22 protein-coding genes are annotated in these 24,896 nt (G+C 59.4%); 6 read left to right on the forward strand and 16 right to left on the reverse strand.

The window, feature by feature from the left end:
• Nucleotides 1-94: 94 nt before the first annotated feature.
• The 3 genes from thyX to CAURIC_RS05995 all read right to left on the reverse strand — a co-directional run bounded on the left by thyX (nt 95) and on the right by CAURIC_RS05995 (nt 4,071).
• A complete protein-coding gene (thyX, locus tag CAURIC_RS05985) occupies nt 95-880 on the reverse strand; it encodes an FAD-dependent thymidylate synthase (RefSeq protein ID WP_035112859.1) in 786 nt (261 codons plus the stop codon).
• A 3-nt stretch (nt 881-883) separates the two neighbouring features.
• Nucleotides 884-1,633, reverse strand: a complete 750-nt coding sequence (gene dapB / locus CAURIC_RS05990; protein WP_035112857.1) for a 4-hydroxy-tetrahydrodipicolinate reductase — start codon at nt 1,631-1,633, stop codon at nt 884-886.
• 74 nt (nt 1,634-1,707) lie between these two features.
• A complete protein-coding gene (locus tag CAURIC_RS05995; protein WP_235700631.1) occupies nt 1,708-4,071 on the reverse strand; it encodes a polyribonucleotide nucleotidyltransferase in 2,364 nt (787 codons plus the stop codon).
• A gap of 194 nt (nt 4,072-4,265) precedes the next feature.
• Between CAURIC_RS05995 and CAURIC_RS06000 the strand changes: the two genes are divergently transcribed.
• Nucleotides 4,266-4,799, forward strand: a complete 534-nt coding sequence (locus CAURIC_RS06000; protein ID WP_290182083.1) for a GNAT family N-acetyltransferase — start codon at nt 4,266-4,268, stop codon at nt 4,797-4,799.
• Between the two features lie 83 nt (nt 4,800-4,882).
• Here CAURIC_RS06000 and rpsO read toward each other — a convergent pair whose 3' ends face one another.
• Both rpsO and CAURIC_RS06010 read right to left on the reverse strand, forming a co-directional pair.
• Entirely contained in the window at nt 4,883-5,152 is a 270-nt protein-coding gene (gene rpsO / locus CAURIC_RS06005) for a 30S ribosomal protein S15 (protein ID WP_035112852.1), read from the reverse strand.
• Nucleotides 5,153-5,304: 152 nt separating this feature from the next.
• Nucleotides 5,305-6,366, reverse strand: coding sequence for a bifunctional riboflavin kinase/FAD synthetase (locus CAURIC_RS06010; protein WP_083284117.1), 1,062 nt, complete (start codon nt 6,364-6,366; stop codon nt 5,305-5,307).
• A 30-nt stretch (nt 6,367-6,396) separates the two neighbouring features.
• Here CAURIC_RS06010 and truB point away from each other — a divergent pair, with 30 nt between their 5' ends.
• Complete coding sequence (truB, locus tag CAURIC_RS06015) at nt 6,397-7,401, forward strand: tRNA pseudouridine(55) synthase TruB (RefSeq protein WP_052094656.1); 1,005 nt, start codon at nt 6,397-6,399, stop codon at nt 7,399-7,401.
• A 9-nt stretch (nt 7,402-7,410) separates the two neighbouring features.
• On the opposite strand, the gene CAURIC_RS06020 is transcribed toward truB, so the two are convergent.
• From CAURIC_RS06020 to rimP, 8 genes are all read right to left on the reverse strand, one after another.
• The gene (locus tag CAURIC_RS06020) at nt 7,411-8,046 is read right to left on the reverse strand and encodes a 4'-phosphopantetheinyl transferase family protein (protein ID WP_172644025.1); all 636 of its coding nucleotides are present in this window, start codon (nt 8,044-8,046) and stop codon (nt 7,411-7,413) included.
• 77 nt (nt 8,047-8,123) lie between these two features.
• Nucleotides 8,124-8,942 (reverse strand): metallophosphoesterase family protein, encoded by an 819-nt coding sequence (locus CAURIC_RS06025; protein WP_035112847.1) that lies wholly within the window; start codon nt 8,940-8,942, stop codon nt 8,124-8,126.
• Nucleotides 8,943-9,146: 204 nt separating this feature from the next.
• Nucleotides 9,147-10,478: an MATE family efflux transporter gene (locus CAURIC_RS06030; protein WP_235700630.1), complete on the reverse strand. Its 1,332-nt coding sequence runs from the start codon at nt 10,476-10,478 to the stop codon at nt 9,147-9,149.
• A complete protein-coding gene (rbfA, locus tag CAURIC_RS06035) occupies nt 10,472-10,936 on the reverse strand; it encodes a 30S ribosome-binding factor RbfA (RefSeq protein WP_035112846.1) in 465 nt (154 codons plus the stop codon). The genes CAURIC_RS06030 and rbfA overlap by 7 nt, the downstream gene beginning before the upstream one ends.
• Before the next feature lie 123 nt (nt 10,937-11,059).
• Nucleotides 11,060-13,924 (reverse strand): translation initiation factor IF-2, encoded by a 2,865-nt coding sequence (infB, locus tag CAURIC_RS06040; RefSeq protein ID WP_070434223.1) that lies wholly within the window; start codon nt 13,922-13,924, stop codon nt 11,060-11,062.
• Nucleotides 13,925-14,084: 160 nt separating this feature from the next.
• On the reverse strand, nt 14,085-14,393 hold the full coding sequence (locus CAURIC_RS06045; protein ID WP_035112843.1) for a YlxR family protein: 309 nt from the start codon (nt 14,391-14,393) through the stop codon (nt 14,085-14,087).
• Nucleotides 14,394-14,614: 221 nt separating this feature from the next.
• Nucleotides 14,615-15,610 carry a transcription termination factor NusA gene (nusA, locus tag CAURIC_RS06050; protein ID WP_035112840.1) on the reverse strand — a complete coding sequence of 332 codons (996 nt, stop codon included), beginning with the start codon at nt 15,608-15,610 and terminating at the stop codon, nt 14,615-14,617.
• Between the two features lie 33 nt (nt 15,611-15,643).
• Complete coding sequence (gene rimP, locus CAURIC_RS06055; RefSeq protein ID WP_035112837.1) at nt 15,644-16,234, reverse strand: ribosome maturation factor RimP; 591 nt, start codon at nt 16,232-16,234, stop codon at nt 15,644-15,646.
• 118 nt (nt 16,235-16,352) lie between these two features.
• Here rimP and CAURIC_RS06060 point away from each other — a divergent pair, with 118 nt between their 5' ends.
• Nucleotides 16,353-17,249, forward strand: a complete 897-nt coding sequence (locus CAURIC_RS06060; protein ID WP_035112835.1) for a DUF4439 domain-containing protein — start codon at nt 16,353-16,355, stop codon at nt 17,247-17,249.
• Here the strand turns inward: CAURIC_RS06060 and CAURIC_RS06065 are convergent.
• Nucleotides 17,246-19,024 (reverse strand): proline--tRNA ligase, encoded by a 1,779-nt coding sequence (locus CAURIC_RS06065; protein ID WP_290182093.1) that lies wholly within the window; start codon nt 19,022-19,024, stop codon nt 17,246-17,248. The two genes, CAURIC_RS06060 and CAURIC_RS06065, sit on opposite strands and share 4 nt — an antisense overlap.
• Before the next feature lie 65 nt (nt 19,025-19,089).
• On the opposite strand from CAURIC_RS06065, the gene yaaA reads away from it, so the two are divergent.
• Nucleotides 19,090-19,842: a peroxide stress protein YaaA gene (yaaA, locus tag CAURIC_RS06070; protein ID WP_035112833.1), complete on the forward strand. Its 753-nt coding sequence runs from the start codon at nt 19,090-19,092 to the stop codon at nt 19,840-19,842.
• Here yaaA and cobA read toward each other — a convergent pair.
• Both cobA and mqo read right to left on the reverse strand, forming a co-directional pair.
• Nucleotides 19,839-20,597 carry a uroporphyrinogen-III C-methyltransferase gene (cobA, locus tag CAURIC_RS06075; RefSeq protein ID WP_052094652.1) on the reverse strand — a complete coding sequence of 253 codons (759 nt, stop codon included), beginning with the start codon at nt 20,595-20,597 and terminating at the stop codon, nt 19,839-19,841. The genes yaaA and cobA overlap by 4 nt on opposite strands.
• 35 nt (nt 20,598-20,632) lie before the next feature.
• On the reverse strand, nt 20,633-22,120 hold the full coding sequence (gene mqo / locus CAURIC_RS06080; RefSeq protein WP_035112832.1) for a malate dehydrogenase (quinone): 1,488 nt from the start codon (nt 22,118-22,120) through the stop codon (nt 20,633-20,635).
• A 119-nt stretch (nt 22,121-22,239) separates the two neighbouring features.
• Between mqo and CAURIC_RS06085 the strand changes: the two genes are divergently transcribed.
• Nucleotides 22,240-23,340, forward strand: a complete 1,101-nt coding sequence (locus CAURIC_RS06085) for an alpha/beta hydrolase (RefSeq protein WP_235700629.1) — start codon at nt 22,240-22,242, stop codon at nt 23,338-23,340.
• Between the two features lie 115 nt (nt 23,341-23,455).
• Nucleotides 23,456-24,829, forward strand: a complete 1,374-nt coding sequence (gene mtr, locus CAURIC_RS06090) for a mycothione reductase (protein ID WP_052094706.1) — start codon at nt 23,456-23,458, stop codon at nt 24,827-24,829.
• Nucleotides 24,830-24,896: the final 67 nt, after the last annotated feature.

The following is a 24,896-nucleotide window of genomic DNA, read 5'->3' on the forward strand; positions in this document are numbered from 1 at the left end:
GAAACATTGAGGTCACGCAAGTTGTGAACCCTATCACTTCCGTGATTTGTTATTGCCCTTGGTCGACCGACGCACGCTCTGTGCCGATGTACTTCTAGGTTTCGCTGACGTACGGACTTGTCGCCATGTTCCCACCGTCACGCAGCGTTGTAATGGAGAAATCGTCAAAAACCTCTGGCGCTATCTCTTTCAGTTGCCGTAGGCACGTGACCGCGATGCGGCGAATCTCCGGATCGGCATGCTCGGCCGCCCGCATGGCGATGAAGTGTCGCCAGCTGCGGAGATTACCTGTCATAACGAAGCGTGTTTCCGCACAATTGGGCAATACCGCCCGAGCCGCCTGCCTGGCCTGCTTGGCGCGCAACACGGCATTGGCACCGCTGGATCGGGTTTTTGTTGTTTCTTTATCGACGCCGACCTGCTCCCCGTCCATGCCTTCCAGTAGTTCCTCGTACACCTGGTGGGCGAGATCCGCCGAGCGTAGAAACAGGTCGGTGAGGTGACTGTCTTTCTTGATGTGCTCGGGCACAACCACGCGGGCTTCGTGGGTGGGCACGTATCGCTGTGAAAGTTGGGAAAACGAAAAGTGCCGGTGTCGCATGATTTCCGCAGCACAGGAACGAGAGACCCCGCGCAGGTACATGGTCGCGCTGGCGTGTTCCAACACTGTCAGGTGCCCCACGTCCAGAATATGGCGCACGTAGGCCGCGTTGGTCGCCGTGTGCGGATTTGGTTTATCCCACGTTTCGTAACACGCGCGACCGGCAAATTCCACCAGCTGGCTGGCTGGTGCGCCGTCCGTTTTCCACGGCACGTCTTCCGGGGAGGAAAACGCCGTGTGCCCAACGAGCTGCACGTGCAGCTCAGCAATCGTGGCCATGGACTAGTTCTCCAACCCCAGGAACTTCTCCAACCCGACGGTCAACCCTGGGAAGGTGGCGATCTTTTCCACACCCACCATCACTCCGGGAACAAAGGAATCCCGGTCATAAGAATCCTGCTTGATTGTGAGCGACTGCCCCTGGGTGCCGAAGATAACCTGCTCGTGTGCAACCATTCCGGTCATGCGTACTGCATGCACCGGCACGCCTTGCACGTCCGCCCCGCGGGCGCCGTCGAGGCTCTGCTCGGTGGCGTCGGGTTGAGTTCCCATCCCCGCAGCCCGTCGAGCCTTTGCGATGCCCTCCGCAGTGTGAACAGCGGTCCCGGAGGGAGCATCTTTCTTATTGGGGTGGTGCAGTTCGATGACTTCCGCGGACTCGAAAAATGGCGCGGCGATCTCCGCGAACCTCATGGTCAACACAGCTGAGATGGCGAAGTTGGGAGCGACCAGCGCACCGGTTTCTGGGGAGTTCTGCAACCACTCGCGAACCTGGTTGTAACGGTCCTCGGTCCAGCCAGTGGTGCCAACGACAACATGGATGCCGTGGCGTACGCAAAATTCAACGTTCTCCATCACGGCATCGGGCACGGTGAAGTCCACCACAACCTCTACCCCGGCATCCACCAACTGCTGCAGCTCATCGTCGTGATCTAAAGCGGCGGCCAGCTCGTGCTTCGAATCGGCCTCGACGGCAGCCACAATGGCACTACCTACACGACCTTTGGCTCCTAGAACACCAATCTTCGTCATCGTTTTCACTCCTAGCTTTTTCAATGGGAAAACCCCCAGTGGGCCGGCAGGGCACACAGGGGGTGAACGTCTACCTAGTTCTCATCCACCGGCACGAGGGAAATCTTTCCGCGGTTATCCACGTCAGCAATTTCCACTTCGATCTTATCGCCAACAGACACTTCGTCCTCGACACGCTCGATGCGGCGATCTCCACCCAAGTTCGAGATGTGAATCAAACCGTCACGGCCTGGGACTAGGGAGACGAATGCACCGAATGCGGTCGTCTTCACAACCGTGCCCAAGAAGCGGTCTCCGATCTTCGGCAGCTGTGGGTTCGCTATCGCATTGATCTTTTCCTCGGCCGCTGCGGCAGCCTGGCCACCGGTGGCAGAAATAAACACGGTGCCATCTTCCTCGATGGAGATATCTGCGCCCGTTTCCTCGGTGATCTGATTGATGGTCTTGCCCTTCGGGCCGATGACCTCACCGATCTTCGATGATGGAATGGAGATGGTCGTGATGCGGGGAGCGAACTCGCTCATATCATCGGGGGAATCGATTGCATCTTCCATGAGCTGCAGAATCTCCAAGCGAGCAGTGCGTGCTTGCCCCAAGGCCTCAGCCAGTACGTCGGAAGGAATGCCGTCCAACTTGGTATCCAGTTGCAGGGCAGTCACGAAGGATTCGGTACCGGCGACCTTGAAATCCATGTCGCCGAAGGCATCTTCGGCGCCCAAGATATCAGTCAAGGTCACGTACTTGTCCTTGTTGCCAACCTTGCCGGTCACCAAGCCCATGGCGATACCAGCCACCGGTGCCCTCAGTGGCACGCCGGCGTTGTAGAGGCTCAAGGTGGAAGCACACACAGAACCCATGGAGGTCGATCCGTTGGATCCCATGGCCTCGGAGACTTGGCGGATCGCGTACGGGAACTCATCGCGAGATGGGATCACAGGAACCAGCGCGCGCTCTGCCAAGGCACCGTGGCCTATCTCACGACGCTTCGGGCTACCCACCCGGCCGGTTTCACCAGTAGAGAACGGTGGGAAGTTGTAGTGGTGGATGTAGCGCTTGGAGCTCTCTGGGCCCAGCGAATCAATCTGCTGTTCCATCTTCAGTGTGTCGAGGGTGGTCACGCCCAGGATCTGGGTCTCACCGCGCTCGAACAACGCGGAACCGTGTGCACGTGGTACCAGCTGCACAACGATGCCCAGGTCACGAATCGTGGTGGAATCGCGGCCGTCGATGCGGAAGCCTTCTTCCAGAATCCGCTGGCGCACCAGCTGCTTGGTGACTTCGTTGTGGGCCGCGCGGATTTCGCTTTCGCGCTCGGGGAATTCCTCCGCCAGTTCGTCCACTGTTGCCTGCATGTTCTCAGCCAATGCCTCATCGCGTTCCTGCTTGTCGGCGATTGACATGATTTCACCCAGAGCCTCGGCGGTCTCCGCTTCGACCGAGGTGTACACGTCCTGATCGTATGGAGGGAACAGTTCGAACTCACGCGCCTCGCTGCCAATAGCGCGGGACAGCGCGTCCTGTGCATCGCACAGGGTGGCAATGAACGGCTTTGCCGCTTCGATACCCTCGGCAACGACCGCCTCAGTTGGGGCGGGCGCACCGTCGGCGATTCGCTCCACGGCGTTGGCGGTCGCGCCTGCTTCCACCATCATTACTGCCACGTTGGTCTCGTCAGTTTTGGGTCGACGCCCACGTCCACCCTTCACCGGCTCAGTCACTCGGCCCGCGACAACCAGCTCGAACACGGATGCCTCGATCTGCTCGCGCGTCGGGAATGCAACCCACTGGCCCTGGGGGTGATCCTCATCTACGACCAGTGCCATACGCACGCCACCCACGGCACTCGAGACCGGCAGCCCGGACAACTGCGTAGATGCCGAAGCTGCGTTGATCGCGAGCACGTCGTACATCTCTGCCGGATCAATCGACAAAACGGTAATGATGACTTGGACTTCGTTTCGCAACCCCTTGACGAAAGTGGGGCGCAACGGCCGGTCGATGAGGCGCGCCGCCAAAATGGCCTCGGTGCCTGGGCGTCCTTCGCGACGGAAGAAGCTTCCGGGAATGCGACCTGCGGCGTACATACGCTCTTCCACATCCACCGTCAGCGGGAAGAAGTCAATGCCCTCTCGGGGGTTGCGGGACGCGGTGGTCGTGGACAACAACATCGTGTCGTCATCGAGGTAGGCCGTGACTGCGCCATCGGCCTGCCGCGCCAGAAGTCCGCTTTCAAACCGAACGGTGCGTTTACCGAAATCTCCGTTGTCGATGGTGGCGGTGGCTTCCCACACTCCCGCCTCTGGATCAATAAGCTCGGCCTGAATTTGTGGCCGTGCCGGCTTGGTGCTGCGGGAACGGGAGTTCGTGGATTTTCCGCGGGACCCGGAACGGGTGGAATTACGACCGGACTTTGGTTGTTGAGTGCTACGTGGACTCATTGTGAATGCAATCGCCTTTCTGCTGCGTTTGCCTTTGATGCTCTACCGCTTGCAACGCTGATCGTCGGTGCCGCGCGCATAGGTGAGCTTGCAATCGTTTACAAATGTTCTAATTACCAGCAACAACGCTACCAGATTCTGACTTAACGGGAGAACTGATGAACGAAGTGGACACACCCACAACAAACACCCCAGTGAGTATCCGCCGTGCCACACCTGCGGACGCTCCTCAGATCGGCGCCCTGCTGCGCGCTGCGAAGAACGAAGACTTGTCAGCCGAAAAGCGCGCTGAAAAGGGATTCGTCCAGGGCAATATGAGTGATGACAATCTCCACACCTGGTTGGAAAGCCCCCAGCGTGGCGGCATGGTCGCCGTGCAGGCAAACGAAATTGTGGGTGTGTGCATGTTTTCCCCCGCCGGCCCCGCGCCGGCGGATCATCCCTCGGGTGGGCTGTATACAACCATCCAGCAGTCAGACCTCGATGCAGAACGGACGATGGTCTTCGGCCCTTTGGCCGTCACCCCCTCCGCAGCCGGTCAACGCCTCAGTGGCCGCCTCATCCACGCGGTCCAAGAAGAAAGCCGAAGACTGGGCACATCGGCAATTGTGTCCTTCGTTGACGATGCCAACCGGAAGAGCACACGCTTGCACCACAATCTCGGCTTCGACGTCCTCGGTACCTTTGAACACAAGGGCCGCCCCTTCACGGCTTTCGTGTTGCAATAACCCTTAATTCACACAGCAAAAACCCGCTGCGACCACTTCCCTTGTCTTCGGGAAAGGCGCAGCGGGTGCGTTGGGTTGCGGTCTTAGCGGCGCAGGCCCAGTCGTTCGATCAGGGAGCGGTAACGGGTGACGTCGTTTTCTGCCAGGTACTTCAGCAGACCCTTACGACGACCAACCATCAACAGCAGACCACGACGGGAGTGGTGATCGTGCTTGTGGAACTTCAGGTGCTCAGTCAGCTGACGGATACGAACGGTCAGCAGTGCGACCTGGGCTTCGGTGGAACCGGTGTCGGTCTCGTGAAGGCCGAACTCCTTGAGGGTCTCCGCCTTCTGCTCTTTAGTGAGAGCCATGGATTATCTCCTTTAAATCGTTATTTCAGTCTGCGCGAAAATATGGCCCGACCGCTCGGACCTTGTGTGACTACCGCAGACCACAGTCACAGACCGCCCAAGGTTACCACCAATGGCGCTAGCCACCAATTCGCCGTAGTTAGCGCAACCAATTAACGCAGGGCAGCCCTCGTTGACTCCACGTCCCGATTAATCGCGTTGATCAATTCGTCAAGATCCGAATAAGTCTCTTGACCTCGAATGCGTTCGACAAACTCCACGTCCACATTGAGACCGTATAGATCCGCCTCGCCATCTAGGATGAAGCTCTCCACACTGCGCGGTTCGTGCCCAAACGTAGGGTTTGTGCCCACGGAAATAGCGGCGGGCAGCTTTTGCCCCACCGGCATTGTCCCAACCTTCTGCCCGGCTTTCACAACGATCGGCGGTTCACCTGGCTGCTGCGCTTGCGCCTCCCTGTCTACCTGATCCGGCAGGATCGTCACATATCCGGCGTACACACCATCGGCCGGCAGCGCGTACTTATCGTGGAAATACAAGTTGGCGGTGGGAAACCCCAAGGCTCGTCCTCCCCTCCCCGCACCGTGTGTGACCTCGCCACGAACGCTGAAATTGCGCCCCAATGCACGGGCTGCAGCTGTAACCTCGCCCGCGGCCAGCTGCTCACGGATATACGTCGAACACACCACCCAGTCCCCAGGGGTACCGTCTACGGATTCCAGGGGGGCGTCGGAATCAGAAAGAAGGGACAGGACCTCCACGTCAATGCCGCGTTCGGCGCCCAACCGCTTCAGCATCGGCGCTGTACCCGCAGCCTTGTGGCCAAAGGTGAAGTTGTCGCCCACCACCACTGCTTTGGCGTGCAACAGCTCAACTAAGGCATGGTCAACGTATTCTGCGGGGCTCCACGAGGCAATCTCTGCGGTGAACCCCACCACCACGACGTGATCGATACCCATGTTGTGGGCCAGCTCCACGCGCTGTTCGAGGGTTCCCAACTGCGCAGGCACGCGCTCGGGGCTGAAAACAACTGTGGGGTGCGGGTCAAAAGTGAACATCACGCTGGGCACGTCCAGTTCGCGCGCCTTCTCGATGACCCGCTTCACCAGTTGCTGGTGCCCGCGGTGTACTCCGTCAAATACGCCGATAGTCACCGCGCTGCCTTCGCTCACCACGGAGGCTGGAATTCTGTCCAATCCGTACCAAATACTCACGATTGAAATGCTAGCCCATAGACTTGTGCCATGAATGCATCGCAGTCTCGTTCCGCCTCACGTTTGCCCGCCCCAACCGCCAGCGTGCTCACACGGTCCGGGCTGGTTGTCATCGACAAGCCGGCAGGAATGACCAGTCACGATGTGGTGTCCAAACTACGCCGAGTGATGCGCACCAAGCGCGTGGGCCATGCCGGCACGTTGGACCCGATGGCCACGGGAGTGTTGGTGGTCGGCGTGGAGCGAGGCACCAAGTTTTTGGCGCACGTGGTCACTCACGACAAACGTTACGAGGCCACGGTGCGTTTGGGGGCTGCGACCGTCACCGATGACATGGAAGGCGACGTGCTCAACAGTACTGCACCTGTTGCCGTGACCGAAGAGGGCATTCGCCGCGAGCTGGCCCGGCTAACTGGGGAGATCATGCAGCGACCAAGTTCCGTCTCCTCCATCAAAATCAATGGTCGCCGCGCCCACGAGCTAGTTCGCGAGGGTCACGACGTTGTCCTACCGGAGCGCCCCGTGACTATCTTTTCTTTGCACGTGGGTGCTATTCGCCCGCTGGACGCGGCGGGGCACGTTGTTTCTTTTGGTGACGCCGCCGTGGACCACATCGACGTGGATATCGCGGTCCACTGCTCCTCCGGTACGTATATCCGCTCGATTGCCCGCGACCTCGGCGAGGCGCTAAAGGTGGGCGGTCACCTCACGGCGTTGCGGCGGACATCCGTGGGTCCGTTTACCATTGCACAAGCGACGACGTTGGAGCGGCTCGCGAACGCTGCCGAGTCGGGGCAGCAACCAGAGGAACTACTGGCGCTGGATCTAGATGTCGCCATGACGACGTGCTTCCCCACCAGGGAAATCTCCACCCAGGAGGGCGAGGAGCTGGCACTCGGCAAATGGCTCGAGCCCGTGGGGAATTCCGGTATCCGCGCGGCGGTCACCCCGGAGGGGCGCGCCATTGCCCTAGTCAAGGAAAAGGGCAAACGGGCGGCTAGCGTGTTCGTGGCGCGACCGCAGGGTTTGGATTAGGGAGTGGGGTTAACGAGCAACCGCCGCGATTGTCACCACGACACCGTCACGCACCAGCCAGCGCCCCTGGATGAACGGCACCGGAACCGGACGAACCAGCAGGTAGGAGGTGAAAGTGCCATCCGCTCGCAAGTCGATATCGGCCTGGTCGAAGTCTAAGAACCGATGTGTCAGTGGGAACCACGCTTTGTATGTGGCCTCTTTAGCGGAAAACAGCACCGTATCGGCATAATCCACACCATAGTGAACTGCCAGTCCGCGCAGCCGGCGCCGCTCCCGCTGTGATGCGATGGCGTGCAGCACGCCCTCAGGGAGATCACGGGCGGGCTCGGCATCGATCCCCAGCGAACGCCACCGCTGGCTGCGGCCGACAATCGCTGCACGAAAACCTTCGGTGTGGGTTAGCGACCCAGAGACTCCCTCAGGGAACAGGGGCATACCGCGCACCCCCCGCATGATGGGCTGGTCTTCCACGATGGGGCGCATAGCCTCGTGCGCACACCACCGCGAATCACCAAAGTCCGCCTTCCGGCGGTCCACTGCATTCTCCACCAGCTGTTGCTCTTCGGAGGAAAGGGTGTGGAATCGCGACAAATCGTGCGACGAAGAATGCAACTCTACACAGCGGGTACCGGAGGGAAGCATCAGGTCTGGAATAATGGGGGCGACGTCTACACCTTTAAAGTCCACGGCACTAACACCGTTGGCGTAATCGACCTTCATCACTTCACCTCCTCGTCAACGAGCACTGGATAGGGCCAGGCTTTCTTACTTAATCGCAACGGCAAAGTCGCTTGCCACTCTCTGGGATAACCGAGTGAAACCTCTGTATGCGTTACACCTTCCACAGATATTTGTGTGGGGATGTGCAAGTGACCGTAGATTACGGTCTCGGCTTTGTACCTTTCGGGCCACGTTTGTGTATGTCGGGTTCCAGACCATAATCCAATGTCTGGGTACTTTAGTTGATCAATGGCTTGGCGCACTAGGGGCCAGTGGTTGACCAGTATCGTGGGCTCGTCGACAACGGCCAGCCGTTTAAGTGTATAGGCCAAGCGGTCGCGGCACCATAACCCCACGTCCTCATATGGTTCAATGGCCACGGAATCCGTGAGCACTATGCCACGTTCTTGCGCCCCAGCCAAGGCTTCATCCCGCGTTAACTCGGGATCCCGCCACGTGTGATCGTACAGCGTGAACATAGGTACGATAGTTCGTCCCGCGAAGGACTGGTACGTGTCCTCGGGCGTTACCACCCCCAATTCGCGGCAGAGTGCAATGAGAACGTCGTACTTGTCTCGGCCTTTAAGTTCATCTGCCTCCCGCGAATACATTTCGTGGTTACCTGGGGTGAAAATGACGGTATCGAAGCGCCGAGTGCATTCCTGCAAAACCTCAATGACCGTATCCAGATCCTCAGCTACATCTCCCGCTACGATCAACCAATCCGCTGGATTCTGGGTCCGTACATGTTTATCAAACAACTCCCAGTTGCCGGGGGCACGCACGTGAAGATCGCTAACGGCCCAGAGGGTTCGCATGACGATTCCTTTCTCGTGCGTAAACCTGACCAACAGCGGCGCACGGCAACATCCCCGATCACTTTAACACCAAAACTACTGTGACTGCCGGTATTAATGTTAATTACTGTGACACGCCGTCAATTACTGTGACAAGGCCAAAATTTTTTTGAGGGCGCTCACTTGCTGTTGGCTTCCCCACACTTGCCCAGTACGCAGGCAAACTCACGCCACCATCCACGCATTCCCGCGGAAGCGCACAGTCACCGCGACCATCCGAATAGAAATCATCGCCAGCAGGCCTAACCACACGCCAGTCAACCCCCAGCCGAAGGCGTAACTCAACCACACTAGCGGGAGGTATCCCAACAGAACAGAGGCGATTGACCAGGTACGCAGGAATGCCGCATCGCCCGCGCCCAGCAACACACCATCAAAGGCGAAGACCACACCTCCTAAGACGACCAGGGCTACCAAAATCCACCACGGCCACCGCATCTGTTCCAACACTCCCGGGTCCGACGTGAAGATACGAGGAATGAAGCCCGCGCCAAGAGTTAGTCCAATGGCCAACAACACAGCGGAGGCAATGGAAAAGCGCAACACGGTCACACCCACTGCACGGGCGCTTTCGAAGGCTTTCGCGCCCAGCGCCTTACCCACCAGCGCCTGCGCGGCAATCGCGACGGAATCCAACACCAAGGTGAGGAAGTTCCATAGCTGCAGCATTACCTGATGGCCAGCCAGTTGGTTGGCACCCATATGACCGGCCACCGCGGCTGCCGAAATAAAGGCGATCTGGAACGACAGTGACCGGGCCACCAAGTCGCGTCCCATCACCAATTGCTTCACAATCACGTCCCACCGTGGCCCCACTGGTCGGTCATCCCCTTCTGCACGCCAGTGCACGATGAGAGCACCGATGAAACAGAGCGCCACAATCGTCTCACCCAGCACGTTCGCGTAGGCTGAACCCACCAAGCCCCACCGGCCCACGGCAAAGGGCACGGTCACGGCCATGGGTAGTACTCCGGCCAAAGTGAAATACAACGGCAAGCGGGTATTGGAAATACCACGCAACCACCCGTTGCCGGCCATCACGACAAGGGCCGGAATCACGGACAAGCACGTCACGCGCATCCAACCGGTCGCGTGGGCAGCCACCGTTGGATCCGAACTCAACCATGACATGATCGACGGAGCGCTCACAAACACCGTGGTGGCCAAGATAGCCCCCACCACAATGGCCACCCACGTGGCCTGCAATCCTTCATAAATCGCCGCGCGCGTCTCCCCGGCCCCGAAATGCCGGGCAGCTCGCGCGGTAGTGCCGTAAGACAGGAATGTCAGCTGTGTGGTGATGGTACCCAACACAGTCGCTCCGGCTGCCAACGCAGCTAAGTCCGTAGCGCCCAGCCGCCCCACCACTGCGGTGTCGAAAAGAAGATACAGCGGTGTAGCTGCCAGCACCACGAGCGCGGGCCATGCCAGCCCAATAATCGCGCCAGGGGATGCGTCGATCTGCGGATCCCCCGCGCTTCTTTGGGTCTCTACCACTGCGAATCGATGTCGTCGGCAGTGGCCTCGGCCGGGTCGCGATAAGGGTTGGCCTCACCGGCGGGCTGTGCGCCCTCGGCTGCTTTACGAATGGCCTCATCTCGCGCGCGGGCCTTCGCCAACACCTCCTCCAAGTGTGCACTGGCCTCCGGCACCGTATCCACCTCAAAGGACAGCGTGGGGGTAAACCGCACGCCCAATTGTTCACCGACGATCTTGCGCAGCTGCCCCCGGGCCTTAGTCAGTGCCCGCTCGGCGGAATCCCAATCCGGTTCATCCTCTAGCCGCTGGCCACGCACGGTGTAAAACACGGTGGCATCGTGCAAATCACCGGTCATCCGAGCATCTGTCACCGTGACAAACTCTAAGCGCGGGTCCTTAATTTCCCGCTCGATAGCGGTAGCCACAATCTGCTGGATTCGCTTTGCCATACGAGCTGCGCGGGCGTGATCAACCATGAATCGGACTCCTCAAATCTCTTTCAATAACAACTTCAGTCCCAGATGCGGGTTGTAAACGGGCAAAGCTGGGCGTCGGTAATCAAAGTACCGACTGCCCAGCTTAGCGGAATGGGTCAGCGATTAGTCGCGGGGAACCTCAACCATTTCGTAGACCTCAATGCGGTCACCCACCTCAATATTCGGGTAGGACAAGACCATACCGCACTCGTAACCGTGTGCGACCTCGGTAACATCGTCCTTCTCGCGACGCAGGGACTCGATGGTGGTTTCTTCGGCTACAACCGAGCCATCCCGCACTAGGCGAGCCTTGGCATTGCGGCGCACCTTGCCGGTCTCCACCATGCAACCTGCGATGAGACCGACGGCGGAAGCCTTGAAGATTGCGCGGATCTCGGCGGTACCAATTTCACGCTCTTCGTAGATCGGCTTGAGCATGCCCTTCAGCGCCGCCTCGATCTCCTCGATCGCCTTGTAGATGATCGAGTAGTAACGAATGTCCACACCCTCGGTGTTAGCCACCTCGGTTGCCTTACCTTCGGCGCGCACGTTAAAGCCGATGATGACGGCATCAGATGCGGCAGCCAGGTTGACGTTCGTCTCGGTCACTGCGCCCACACCGCGGTCGATAATGTTGAGTTCAACCTCATCGTCGATCTCAATCTTCAGCAGTGCATCCTCAAGCGCCTCAACCGTACCGGCGTTATCACCCTTCAAGATCAAGTTGAGCGTGCTGGTCTCCTTCAGCACCTCATCCAGATCCTCCAGGCTCACCCGCTTGCGGTTCTTCGCTTGCATAGCATTTCGACGCCGTGCGTTGCGACGGTCAGCGATCTGACGAGCTGTGCGGTCTTCGTCGACCACGAGCAGGTTGTCGCCAGCACCACAGACACTGGTCAGACCCAGCACCTGGACTGGGCGGGACGGACCCGCCTCCTGGACGTCATTACCGTGCTCATCGATCATGCGACGCACACGACCGTGCGCATCGCCAACGACGATCGAATCACCCACGCGGAGGGTACCGCGCTGTACGAGAATCGTTGCCACTGGTCCACGACCGCGGTCCAGGTGTGCCTCAATTGCAACACCCTGCGCGTCCATCTCCGGATTAGCACGCAGATCCAACGAAGCGTCGGCGGTGAGCAATACGGCCTCGAGCAGAGCATCGATGTTAGTGTTCTGCTTTGCGGAGATGTCCACGAACATCGTGTCGCCACCGTACTCCTCTGGAATGAGGTCGTACTCGGTGAGCTGGCCACGGATCTTGTCAGGCTGAGCGCCTTCCTTATCGATCTTGTTGACAGCAACCACAACCGGCACGTCGGCAGCCTTGGCGTGGTTAATCGCTTCCACGGTCTGGGGCATCACGCCGTCATCGGCCGCAACAACGAGAATCGCGATATCCGTCGACTTGGCACCGCGAGCACGCATAGCCGTGAAAGCCTCGTGACCCGGAGTATCCAGGAACGTCACTAGTCGCTCGGAGCCCTCCATGTCCACGGAGACCTGGTAGGCGCCGATGTGCTGAGTAATGCCACCGGCCTCGCCACCACCGACGTTGGCCTGGCGGATGGTATCCAGCAATCGAGTCTTACCGTGGTCAACGTGACCCATGACGGTAACCACAGGAGGACGCTGGGCCAGATCCTCATCGTCACCTTCATCCTCACCGAACTGCAGATCGAAGCTTTCGAGCAGCTCGCGATCCTCATCCTCTGGAGAAACAACCTCGACCTTGTAGTCCATCTCCTCACCCAGCAGCTGCAGGGTTTCATCGGATACGGACTGGGTAGCAGTCACCATCTCGCCGAGGTTGAACAATGCCTGGACCAGCGCGGCAGCGTCGGCATTGATTTTCTCAGCGAAATCAGCCAGAGAAGCACCACGGGCAAGGCGAATCTTTTGGCCCTTGCCGTTTGGCAGCTTAACGCCACCGACCACGCTTGGCGCCTGCATTGCCTCGTACTCATTGCGCTTCTGTCGCTTCGACTTGCGCCCCTTACGAGGTGCGCCACCTGGACGACCGAAAGCACCAGCGGTGCCGCCACGGCGACCGCCACGACCACCGCGTGGGCCTCCTGGACCACCTGGACCTCCCGGTCCACCTGGGCCACCGGAGCCACCACGGCCTCCGCGCCCACCAAACCCGCCGGACTTGGCTGGCATCTGGCCCGGGCTCGGATGGCTCGGCATCATGGCTGGCGATGGACGACGGCCCCCGCCCTGACGCTCGGAACCTGCAGCACCGCCACTGCGTGGCGCGCCTGCACCTGGCTTCGCTCCCGGACGTCCGGCCCCCGGCTTACCGCCGGAACGTTGACCTGGACGTGGACCGCCCTGCCCGCCACGGGAACCACCGGGGCGCGGCATGTCGTTCGGACCTGCTTGCCCACCACGTGGGCGTGGTGCGGGTCGATCCGATCCGGAGGAAAATGGGTTGTTGGCAACGCGAGGTGCGCGACCACCGGGCTTCGGCCCCGGTTTTGGCCCACCTGGTTTTGGTGTACCCGGCTTCGGGGTACCGGGCTTCGGGGTGCCTGGCTTCGCACTCGTCGGCTTGGCACTGGTTGGCTTGGGTCCACCAGGCTTTGCGCTGGTTGGCTTCGGCGCGACTGCGCCAGGCTTAACACTGCTGCTTGGAGTTGTGGCCGCTTTCGCCACGGCTGGGCTTACTCCTGGCTTGGGTCCGGGCTTAGCAGCTCCAGCGCCGGGTTTAGGCCCAGGCTTTGCGGCTGGCTTCGGCGCGGTCCCCGCAGGGGTGCTAGCAGGTGCGCTTGTCTTGGTAGACGGGGTGGCGTCGCCCTCAGTCTTGGATCCAGAACCGTCCACACCGTAGTGTTTGCGCATTTTACGCACCACAGGTGCCTCGACGGTGGATGATGCCGTTTTAACGAACTCGCCCTGTTCTTTGAGCGTGGCGAGCAATTCCTTGCTGGTCACCCCAAGTTGTTTCGCTAGTTCGTGTACACGTAGCTTTCCGGCCACTACTCTCCTTCGTGTTTGTGGAGCCGCAGGCCGGAGTCAATCGTTATCGATCTCTGGCTACGTACGGCTCCCGTACTGTGTGGTACTCATCGCTGATGCAACTTCATTGGACGCTGCTTCATCGTGTGCTCATCAGTATTTGGGTACTTTCTCTGTTCTCTTAAGGGTTGGCTTCATTGCGAGGCAAACCCTCAATGTAGGTACGGACTGGGTCCACGTCGATCGCTTGCGCGGCCGACACCTTCAGAGCGCGAGCGAATGCCCGCCTCGTGTGCGCCGTATTCACGGCATCCAACGTTGGTTGGATCCATGCTCCCCTGCCACCCAACCGGCGGCGCGGGTCAGGCACAATCGCCACTGTCCCGGAGCTCTGTACGTGCGCCACTACCCTCAACAACTGAGGTACGGGAAGTATTTCCCGCGTGGCGATGCATGTCCGCTGCGGGACGTGGGCCTTGCTCGCGTTCATAGCTCGCCTTCCGCCTTCACGTCTCAACTTCATCGGGCATGCGTGCAGTCGTACTGAAAACCGCAGCAACATTCGCGATATGCACCTGTGCAGAGGGCGCACTTAACCAGCCAATGGCCACGGTTGTGGCCAAGACCATTGTTAAGTCTAACGCGAAACTCCCGTTGGACGGTAACCGCCACCCCTCGACCGTGGGAATGACGGTGGGAATGACCGTGGGTTTACTCCCCTGCCTCCGTCTCGGAGCGGATATCGATCTTCCATCCCGTCAAGCGAGCCGCCAAGCGCGCGTTCTGGCCCTCTTTACCGATGGCCAAACTCAGTTGATAATCCGGCACAATCGCGCGGGCGATCTGCTCGTCCGGATCGGTGACGTCCACGCGCACCACCTTCGACGGCGACAACGCATTGCCCACGTACACGGCAGGGTTCTCGGAGTAATCAATGATGTCAATCTTTTCTCCACCCAGTTCGCGCTGGATAGCAGCCACCCGCTGCCCACGCGGGCCGATGCAGGCGCCCTTGGCGTTCAAGCCCTTGATGGTGGAGCGCACGGCGATCTTCGTGCGGTGGCCCGCCTCACGCGCCACGGACACGATCTCAACGGAGCCATCGGCCACCTCGGGCACCTCGAGAGCGAACAATCCGCGAACCAATTCCGGGTGGGTGCGGGACATGATGATCTGCACAAAACGGGCGTTCTTGATCACGTCCGTGACGTACGCTTTCACACGCATGCCGTGTTCCAGCTTCTCCCCCGGCAGTTGCTCGGCCGGCAAAATCTCGCCGTCTTTGCCGTTGGCCTCGGTACCTAGGTGTACCACGACAACACCGCGGTCATTAGCCATGGCGTTGCGCGTCACCACGCCCGAGACCACGCGGTAGCGCAGGTCAGCGTACTGATCGTAGTCGCGTTGAACGCGAGCTTCCTTAATGCGAGAACGGATGGCATCGCGCACCGCCATGGCGCCAGCGCGCCCAAAGTCGCTGGGCGTGTCGTCGAACCGGCCGGTGATATCCCCTTCTTCATTGCGCTCAACTTGGTAGACAGTGACCGCGCCGCTGGCTTCGTCGATCTCGACTTCTACCCACCCCTGGTAGTGCGTGGCCTCTTTATAGGATTCCAGCAATCCGCGCTTGATCCCGTGGATGAGATCACGGAAATCCACACCCTCTTGAGCTTCCAACGCGCGCAGCGCAGCCATATCAATATTCACTTGTGTGCTCCTCGTTGAGTCTTCTACAGATTTTTAACGACGCTCGATCATTGCATCATAGGCGCTCGCCTGCAACCCAACCAAGTGCTGTTCCGCTTCGGGGACCTTTGAAAACTCGATTTCTACGCGGGCGCCGGAGACCTCATCCAATGTGTACCGAGAAACCCGCAGGTCCTTACCCTTGCGTATGGCTAGGATCACACCATCATCTGCGGCCTGCAGCACGCGCGCCTTCCCACCTTCTGGCAGCGTCACTTGGCGCCCAATGTTCTTCACCCAATGCCGGGGTTGTGTTATTGGTGCCGACGCCCCCGCAGATCCCACTTCGAGCGTATAACCGGGCCCAAAATTTACATCACCCCGGTCTTCCGCCTGATCAAACTGTTCCGATATATCCCGGCTGAGTTCTTCGACAGCGTCCAAATCCGGCCCCGTGAATTCGCCGGGGGTGACCGCCGGGGCGCTAGCCAAGGTCGCCGGAACCACGCTGGCGCTATCCACAAAAATCTTCACGCTGGACTTCGCACCGGCCTTTGCCACCTGAATATCCTCGATGACGAGGCCATATTGGCGAACGAGGGGTTCAAGTAAGGTCGTTAGCTGGGTATTACTCGGGAATGCCATGGACCGTAGATTACTATGACCTGTGATGTCGAAGCATGTTCCGCCCTCCTCTACAGTTCCCACACAACCCGCTGTTTTCCGAACGCTGAACCGCCGCAGGTTCCTGCTAGCTGGACTCATGACCGCCGGAACGCTCACCTTGCCAGCGTGTTCATCGGACGGATCCTCCCTGACGGAAGTGTTCGCTTCCTCCCCCCAGCCCGATGAACGACTAGTGAACTTCTACTGGGCGCTCAAGGATGCGGCCGAGGTGGCGTCGAATAGACAAGAAAAGGGTTTTCGCGCGCCAGCGAAAGTTTATGAACGGCATGCCGAGGCCGTGGCCAAGGAGCTCTCGCGGCAGTGCGGGCGCGATAACAAAGGTCGCGCCCCGGAAAACTGCCCGCCTCTGGAACCCCACCAAGCACGATCGGACGCAGCACGGTTGTCCTCGGATGCAGAGTTGCGCAAAGCTGCCCTGCAGCTGATCACCACCGGCTCCACTACCGTCGCGGGCCTAGTCACTAACGTGTATGCCATGTTGGCTGTGGTGGAAGACAGCGCAGAACTAGAGGGAGCGCAGCGCCTTGATGCCCGCACAGTTGCCGAGGGGTTCGCAGCGGGCTCGGGCATGAAAGCGCTCACAGACGCGATCGATATGACCTACGGCGCCATTTACGTGAGCGGATTGGCGCTTGCTGCCGACGGGGGCACCAATAGGGAAACGCTGCGCGCGGTTGCCGACCGGCTGCGTGATTTCCGTGAGGCCGCCCTCGGAGTAGTGGAGGCAGCGGACGCGCAGACTCCAGTTCCACAGGCCAGCTACGCCTCTCCCCAGGGAGCGCCGAAGGATTCCGACTCAGCTTTACGCAGCCAGCTGGAGAGCACACAACCAATCACGAGTCAGCTCAACTACCTCGTCACGCAAACCGAGAGCGCGGAATCACGCGAGTTCGCAGCCAGGTGGTGCGGCCTGATGGCCCGATTGGAAGGGGCCATCAAGCGAGCGCAGGGTACCGATCCCCTGGCTCGTTAGTTACCCAGCTGCTGCTGAACAGCGACGATAGCTTGGTCATAGTCGACTTCTACCTTCTCGCCACTCAGGCGGTTGCGCAGTTCTACCTTGCCATCGGCGAATCCGCGGCCCACGACCACAACTAGCGGCATACCCAGCAGCTCGGAATCCTTGAACTTCACGCCCGGGGAGACCTTCGGACGGTCGTCAATGAGGACATCCAATCCCTGCACGGATAACTGCTCCGTCAGTTTTTCGGCAGCCTCAGCCGCCGCGGCATCCTTGTTCGCGATGACCACGTGGACTTCATACGGAGCCACCGCCACAGGCCAACGCAAGCCATATTCATCGTGCATCTGCTCGGCTAGCACGGCTACCAGGCGGGATACGCCGATGCCGTAAGAACCCATGGTCGGCACCGCGCGCTTGCCGTTTTCATCCAGGATCTGCACATCGAAGGCTTCGGTGTATTTGCGACCCAGCTGGAAAATGTGGCCGATCTCGATACCGCGAGCGAGCGTGAGGGTGCCCTTGCCGTCCGGCGAAGGATCGCCCTCCTTCACCTCGGCAGCTTCAATGAACCCGTCGGGGGTGAAGTCGCGCCCAGCCACCATGTTGGTGAAGTGGTAATCGGCTTTGTCGGCACCGGTGATCCACTGCGTACCTTCGACCACACGAGGGTCGGCAAGGAGCTTAACACCGTTGGCAGCCAGCGCTTTCGGGCCAATAAAGCCCTTGACCAAGAACCCGTGTGTCTTGAAGTCCTCTTCCTCGGCCAAGGCCACCTCGGCTGGCTCCAGTGAGGCCTCGAGGCGCTTCATATCAACCTCGCGGTCACCGGGGATGAGCACGCCCGCCAGGTGGCTGCCCAGTGGTTTGCCTTCCTTATCCACCCCGTGCTCGGTGATCTTGACCAGGATGCACTTCAAGGTATCGGCGGCTTCTACCGACCTGCCTTCAACGGTTACGCCGGCTTCGTTCGCCCATGTCACCAGTGCGTCAATCGTAGTAGCACCGGGGGTCTCGTGCTCTTCGGCCTCCGCGAGCCCCTCAATGGCACGCGGTGCGGGCGCCCTCGTGACCACGGCTTCCACATTGGCCGCAAAGTCAGACTCGGTCGAGCGCACAAAAGTGTCCTCGCCATTGTCGGCCACGGCCAAGAATTCTTCTGAGGCCGAACCACCCATTGCACCGGACGTCGCGGCACAAATCGCGTACTGCACGCCCAAGGTGTCGAAAATCTTTTGGTAGGCACCGCGGTGCTTCTGGTAGCTGGCCTCCAACCCGGCATCGTCCATATCGAAGGAGTAGGAATCCTTCATGATGAACTCCCGCCCGCGCAGGATACCCGCACGTGGACGTTCCTCGTCGCGGTACTTGTTTTGGATTTGATACAGCGTGACGGGGAAATCTTTGTACGAGTTGTATTCGCCCTTCACCACGGAGGTGAACATTTCCTCGTGGGTAGGGCCCAGCAGGTAATCAGCACCCTTGCGATCCTGCAAACGCAGCAGGGCATCCCCGTACTCTGTCCAGCGGCCCGTCTTTTCATAGGGCTCGCGCGGCAGCAGCGCGGGGAAGCTCAGTTCCTGGGCGCCGATCGCATCCATCTCGTTCCGGACGACATTTTCCACCTTGCGCAGTGCGCGCAGTCCCAGTGGCAGCCACGAGTACACACCAGGGGCGGCCCGGCGAATGTATCCGGCACGGACAAGCAGCTTGTGGCTGGGTACTTCTGCATCCGCTGGGTCGTCACGCAGCGTGCGCAGGAATAGGGTAGACATGCGGGTGATCATGGTTGAAAACTCTACCTTGTGGCCCAGACAAAACATGCAGCGCCAGGGTATTAATCTTGGAAGTCATGTTGATCGTGCTTCCCCCTTCGGAAACCAAGTCTTTCGGTGGCGATGGTGCCGCCCTGGATCTTGCTTCCCTCAGCTTCCCCAGCCTTACGGCCACTCGCAGCGACATCGCCCATGATCTGGCTCGCATGGATGACGAACAAGCCATGAACGTACTTGGTCTCTCCGCAAAACTGCGCGACGAAGCCAGCCACAATCGGCAGCTGTTCTCCTCCCCTACTCAACCGGCCATCCTGCGGTACACGGGCGTGCTCTACGATGCACTGGATCCCGCCAGTCTGTCCCGCGAAGCCTGGCAACACTTGTCCATCGGGTCCGCTCTGTTCGGCGTGCTCATGGCCAACGACCACATCCCACACTATCGCCTATCGGGCTCGGTAAAGCTACCCCCAGCCCACCGCACCCTCAAGAGCCGGTGGGGAAGCCAAATCACGGATGAGCTGGCGTCGTACCAAGAAAAGCACAGCGGCCCTGTGATCGACCTGCGCAGCGGCACATACCAGCAGCTGGGTAAGTTGCCGGGCGCCATCACGATCCGGGTGGAAAGCGAGCGGCCCGACGGCACGCGCAAGGTGGTGAGCCACTTCAATAAACACTACAAGGGGTTGGTTGCTCGGCAGCTGGCGTCGCACGCCGATTCTTTTGACTCGACGCCCCTCGCCCTCCCCGCCATCGCCGATTGCCTAGGGGAAGCGGGTATGCGCGTGGAAATGCCCAGTGGGAAGTCCACTGAGCTCACGTTGGTGGTCTAAAGCCCCGCCACTTCACCGATCACATACACCGCGGGCGAGGCGATGCCTTCCGCATCGAAGGTTTCTGCCAGTGTCTCCAAACGGCAGCGGAACACTCGCTCGCGCTGGGTGCTGCCCTCTTGAATCACCGCGGCCGGAGTGTCTCCCGCGAGCCCACCGTCCATGAGGGCCGTAGCGATCGCCCGGGCATTCTTTACCCCCATGATCACGCTGATCGTGGCTCCACTGGCCGCCAGCGCCCGCCAATTCACCAGCGACTTGGGGTGCCCGGGCGGAAGATGCCCGGAGACAACGGTGAAAGCGTGAACTACCCCCCGCTGCGTGACGGGGATACCCGCCAATTCCGGCACACCAACGGCGCTGGTCACACCGGGGATTACTTCACAGGGAACACCTGCGGCTACACATGCTTGTACTTCTTCGAAACCCCGTCCGAATACGAAAGGGTCCCCACCTTTCAGACGAACCACGCGCTTTCCCTCGCGCGCGTGCTGCACCAGCAATTCGTTCGTCTTTTCTTGTGCGACCTGCTTGCCATACGGCAGCTTCGCCACATCGACTATTTCTTTCGACGCCACCTCGCACAGCTTGTCCAGTTCATCCGTAGGCCCCAAATGATCCGTGAGGATAACGTCCGCAGCTTGCAACGCATGCATGCCGCGCACGGTGATGAGGTCCCAAGCTCCAGGGCCTCCCCCTACGAGAACCACGCGACCCGCTGGGGCCTCCGACTGAGAAGTTAGCTGTGCGGTCATGGGTAAAGAGAGTACCGCAATCTAGACAGCTCGGTCTAGCCCTGCAGCTTGAGGGCCTTCTGCGAACGGTCCCATTGCTCACGGAACAGTTCGGGATCTTGGGAAAGACGGCCGCCGTAGGAGGGAATCATTTCCTTCAACTTAGGAGCCCACTCGCCCATGTACTGCCCGAAGCAGCGCTCGAGCACCTCGATCATGGCCGCTGGGGCGATGGACGCACCTGGAGAGGCACCCATGAGGCCCGCGATGGAGCCATCGGAGGAGTTCACCAGTGCCGTGCCGAACTCTAGGGACCCGAACTTGGGGGCACCGATTGGCTTGATGACCTGCACGCGCTGGCCGGCCACGACAATCTCCCAATCCTCATCCTTAGCAGTTGGCATGTACTCGCGCAGAGCTTCCATCTTGGCCTTGTGATCCTTGAGAACCTCTTCCACGAGGTACTTTGTCAAGCCCAATTCCTGGACACCCACGCCCAAGTAGGACGGCAGGTTGCCCGGACGGATGGATTTGAACAAGTCCAAGAAGGAGCCCTTCTTCAGGAACTTCGGGGTCCAGCCGGCGTAAGGGCCGAACAGAAGGCCCTTCTTGCCGTCGATGACGCGGGTATCCAAGTGTGGCACGGACATTGGAGGTGCCCCCACAGATGCCTTGCCGTACACCTTGGCCTGATGCTGCTCAACGAGCTCCTCATTAGTGCAGCGCAGCCACTGGCCGGAAACGGGGAAACCGCCATAGCCCTTGATCTCTGGAATCCCGGACTTCTGCAACAGTGGCAGGGCCATACCGCCTGCTCCCACGAAAACGAAATTCGCCGTGATCACGCTGGTATCACCGGTGTGCAGGTTCTTGGTGGAGACCTTCCACTTTGCACCGTCACGGGTAATGTTCTTCACCTCTGTGCCGTAGCGAACCTCGACGCCCTTGGAGGTGACCGCATCCAGGTACTGGCGGGTCAGCGCGCCATAGTTGATGTCGGTTCCGTCGTTGAACCAAGAAATCGCCACGGGATCGTTGAAGTCACGGCCCTTGGCCATCAGAGGCAGGGACTCACGGAACTTCTCCTCGCTGTCGGAGAACTGCATGTTCGGGAACAGCGGGTGATCCTTCAGTGCCTCGTAACGGGCCTTGAGGTAATCCACCTGCTGCAAACCGTGCGCGAAGGAGACGTGGGGAACACGGTTGATGAATTCACTGGGGTCACCCAGGATGCCGTTTTCCACCAGGTAGCTCCAGAACTGGCGGGATACCTGGAATTTTTCGTTCACGCCCACGGCCTTGGAAATATCGACCTTGCCGTTGACTTCGGGCGTGTAGTTCAATTCACACAGGGCGGAGTGGCCCGTACCCGCATTGTTCCACGGGTCGGAGGATTCCGCGCCTGGTACGTCCAAACGCTCCACAATGAGCTGGCTCCAGCTGGGCTGCAGCTCCTTGAGCATAACGGACAGTGTGCTGGAAATGACGCCGGCGCCTACAAGAAGGACGTCGACCGTATCGGTCTGTGTGTTGTTGGAAACCACGTTTCGTTCAATCCTTACGGGGAAGAGTCCTAAAACTCTTTCCAACCATACGCCTGCTCACCGGGGATCCGCACAATGCCCCGCGATGAATGTCCATCAGCACAGTTAGAGTAGAAACCGTGAACAACGACTCTGTTTCAGTTTTGACCGCCGACGAAGTGTTGGCCACCCCCCTTTCGCGTTCCGCAGCAGACCTTGTTTTCGCCCCTGATGAACTGGGAGAAGGCTTCGGCGTGCACTACGTGGAAATGGGTGCAGATCCGGATGGCGAGGCGCCTGTTCGGTGCGCTGTGGTGCGGTATCGACCCACTGACTCCGGGGATGACTTCTTCTCCCGCCCCGCCCTGTTATTCGTCCACGGAATGACCGATTATTTCTTCCAAGATCACGTGGCTCGGTATTTCCACTCGCAGGGTTACGCCGTCTACGGTCTCGACCTACGCAAGTGCGGTCGTGCTTGGCGCGATGGGCAGACCTGGCACCACGTCACCAGCCAGGCGTTGTACGACGAAGACATCACCATCACCACCGCCCTCCTCGCCGGCGCACATCGCCAGGTCGTACCCGTCGGACATTCCACCGGTGGCTTGAATGTCACCATGTGGGCAACTCGTTTGTTCGACGCCGCCACGCGCCATCCCAATTCAGGCTCCGCAGTGCTTCATCGCCACCTGGCCGCGATTGTGTGTAACTCCCCTTGGTACGGTTTGCAATTCGATGGGCCTACCCGCTTCATCATCAACCGCATATTCCCTGTCCTCGCGAAAATCGCTCCCCACATGCCCTTGCCGGGTGGGATTAATCCCAGCTACGGTTATTCCCTCCACTCCGAATATGCTGGAGAATGGAATTACAACCTGGAATTGAAACCGATTCTGCCCCGGAAGAAATACGTGCCGTGGCTCGTCAGCGTGGCCCAGGAGATCCGCAAGCTACGCTCCGGACAGCATTCCACGGGTCTGCCCACACTCATCCTCACTAGCGATGGGCACTACTTTGGCCGCGAACTATCGGATGAGACCTACGTGAACGATCCGATCCTCATGCCCCACCAAATGTGGGAAGTCGCACCCAAGGTTTCCCCTTACGCGCACATCGAAGTGATTCCCGGGGCTACCCACGATGTATTTCTTTCCCGTCAGCCGGTCCGTAATCGCGCTTTTCTTGCCACCACCAATTGGCTTCGGAATAAAACCACCACCCCCTCTGCTCTAACTTAAAGCGCACGCGGCCCCCTTACAACAACTTTTTAAGGCTTCAGCCTCTAAGGCTTCTTAAGAAAGGAATTCCATCTTGTTCCAGCAATTCTCTGAAGAGAGCATCCAAGATTTCGACATGGTCATTGTCGGCACCGGATCCGGCAACATGATTCCCGGTCGCACCACCAGAAACAAGACCGTGGCCATTGTCGAGAAGGGTGTCTTTGGTGGCACCTGCTCCAATGTGGGTTGCATTCCCACGAAAATGTTTGTCCACACCGCGGATGTCGCCCGCGAATTCAGCCATGCAGGCGCGTTAAGCCTTACCGGCGAATTGCAGAACGTGGATTGGAAGGACATTCAACGTCGCGTATTCGGCGAGCGCATCGATCCCATATCGAAGGCCGGAGCCGAATACCGTGCTGGTGATAAAACTCCCAATATCACCCTTTTTCACGGAGAAGCTGCTTCCTTCGTAGCACCGCGAACCCTGCGCATTGGCGATGGGCCCGAGGCGCCCATTATCCGTGGCAAGGATGTCATTCTCGCTACTGGTCGGCGCCCATGGATCCACCCAGTCATCAAGGAATCCGGTATACGTTACCGCACCAACGAGGACATCATGCGGTTGGAAAAACTCCCCGAGTCACTGATCATCCTCGGCGGTGGCATCGTCGCGGTGGAGTTTGCGGCAGTGTTTTCAGCCTTCGGCACCAAGGTGACCGTTGTGAATCGCTTTGAGCGTTTGCTTCGCATGGCCGATCACGACATTTCCGAGGCCTTTACCGAGCAGGCTAAAACGCAATGGACTAATCATTTGGGGCGCACCGTAGAGGCCGCCGAGGAAACCCACGACGGCCGAATCAAAATCACGTTGGATGACGGCACCCAGGTAGAAGCAGATGAAATCTTGGTCGCTCTAGGACGGGAAAACAACTCCGATACGTTGAATGTTGAAGCGGGGGGCGTCGAGGTTACAGCACGTGGAACCATCGTCGTCGATGAATATGGCCGCACGACGGCCGAGGGTGTGTGGGCACTGGGCGATGCCGCCAACGAGATTGAGCTCAAGCATGTAGCCAACCACGAATCTCGGGTAGTCAAACACAACATTGCCTTTCCCGATGACCTGCAAAAGGTCAATCATCGCTTCATCCCGGGCGGGATCTTTACACATCCGCAGATCGGTATCGTGGGAATGACAGAGGAAGAAGCAAGACTCACAGGCCGGCCACTAACCATCAAGGTTCAGCGTTACGCGGATATCGCCTACGGCTGGGCGATGGAGGATACTACTGGGTTCTGCAAAGTCATCGCCGATCGGTCCACGGGTGAGATTCTCGGCGCCCACATCATGGGACCGGAAGCCAGTACTCTCATCCAATCCTTCGTCAGCGCCATGTCCTTCGGCATCCATGCGCGCGATTTTGCTGAAAACCAGTTCTGGCCCCACCCGGCTTTGACAGAATTGGTAGAGAATGCCCTGCTGGGGTTGGAGTTCGATGCCTAGATAACAGCGGGCATCCCCTAGCTAACCAAACATCCCCTAGCTAACCAAAAAGTCAAGGAGCTTAGGC

This window comes from Corynebacterium auriscanis (assembly GCF_030408435.1).
Lineage (GTDB): Bacteria > Actinomycetota > Actinomycetes > Mycobacteriales > Mycobacteriaceae > Corynebacterium > Corynebacterium auriscanis.

Coding starts and splice junctions, on each gene's coding strand:
- thyX (WP_035112859.1), bottom strand. CDS start 880: ATGGCCACGATTGCTGAGCTGCACGTGCAGCTCGTTGGGCACACGGCG.
- dapB (WP_035112857.1), bottom strand. CDS start 1,633: ATGACGAAGATTGGTGTTCTAGGAGCCAAAGGTCGTGTAGGTAGTGCC.
- CAURIC_RS05995 (WP_235700631.1), bottom strand. CDS start 4,071: ATGAGTCCACGTAGCACTCAACAACCAAAGTCCGGTCGTAATTCCACC.
- rpsO (WP_035112852.1), bottom strand. CDS start 5,152: ATGGCTCTCACTAAAGAGCAGAAGGCGGAGACCCTCAAGGAGTTCGGC.
- truB (WP_052094656.1), top strand. CDS start 6,397: ATGAATGCATCGCAGTCTCGTTCCGCCTCACGTTTGCCCGCCCCAACC.
- CAURIC_RS06020 (WP_172644025.1), bottom strand. CDS start 8,046: ATGCTTCCCTCCGGTACCCGCTGTGTAGAGTTGCATTCTTCGTCGCAC.
- CAURIC_RS06025 (WP_035112847.1), bottom strand. CDS start 8,942: ATGCGAACCCTCTGGGCCGTTAGCGATCTTCACGTGCGTGCCCCCGGC.
- rbfA (WP_035112846.1), bottom strand. CDS start 10,936: ATGGTTGATCACGCCCGCGCAGCTCGTATGGCAAAGCGAATCCAGCAG.
- CAURIC_RS06045 (WP_035112843.1), bottom strand. CDS start 14,393: ATGAACGCGAGCAAGGCCCACGTCCCGCAGCGGACATGCATCGCCACG.
- rimP (WP_035112837.1), bottom strand. CDS start 16,234: ATGGCATTCCCGAGTAATACCCAGCTAACGACCTTACTTGAACCCCTC.
- CAURIC_RS06060 (WP_035112835.1), top strand. CDS start 16,353: ATGACCGCCGGAACGCTCACCTTGCCAGCGTGTTCATCGGACGGATCC.
- CAURIC_RS06065 (WP_290182093.1), bottom strand. CDS start 19,024: ATGATCACCCGCATGTCTACCCTATTCCTGCGCACGCTGCGTGACGAC.
- yaaA (WP_035112833.1), top strand. CDS start 19,090: ATGTTGATCGTGCTTCCCCCTTCGGAAACCAAGTCTTTCGGTGGCGAT.
- cobA (WP_052094652.1), bottom strand. CDS start 20,597: ATGACCGCACAGCTAACTTCTCAGTCGGAGGCCCCAGCGGGTCGCGTG.
- mtr (WP_052094706.1), top strand. CDS start 23,456: ATGGTCATTGTCGGCACCGGATCCGGCAACATGATTCCCGGTCGCACC.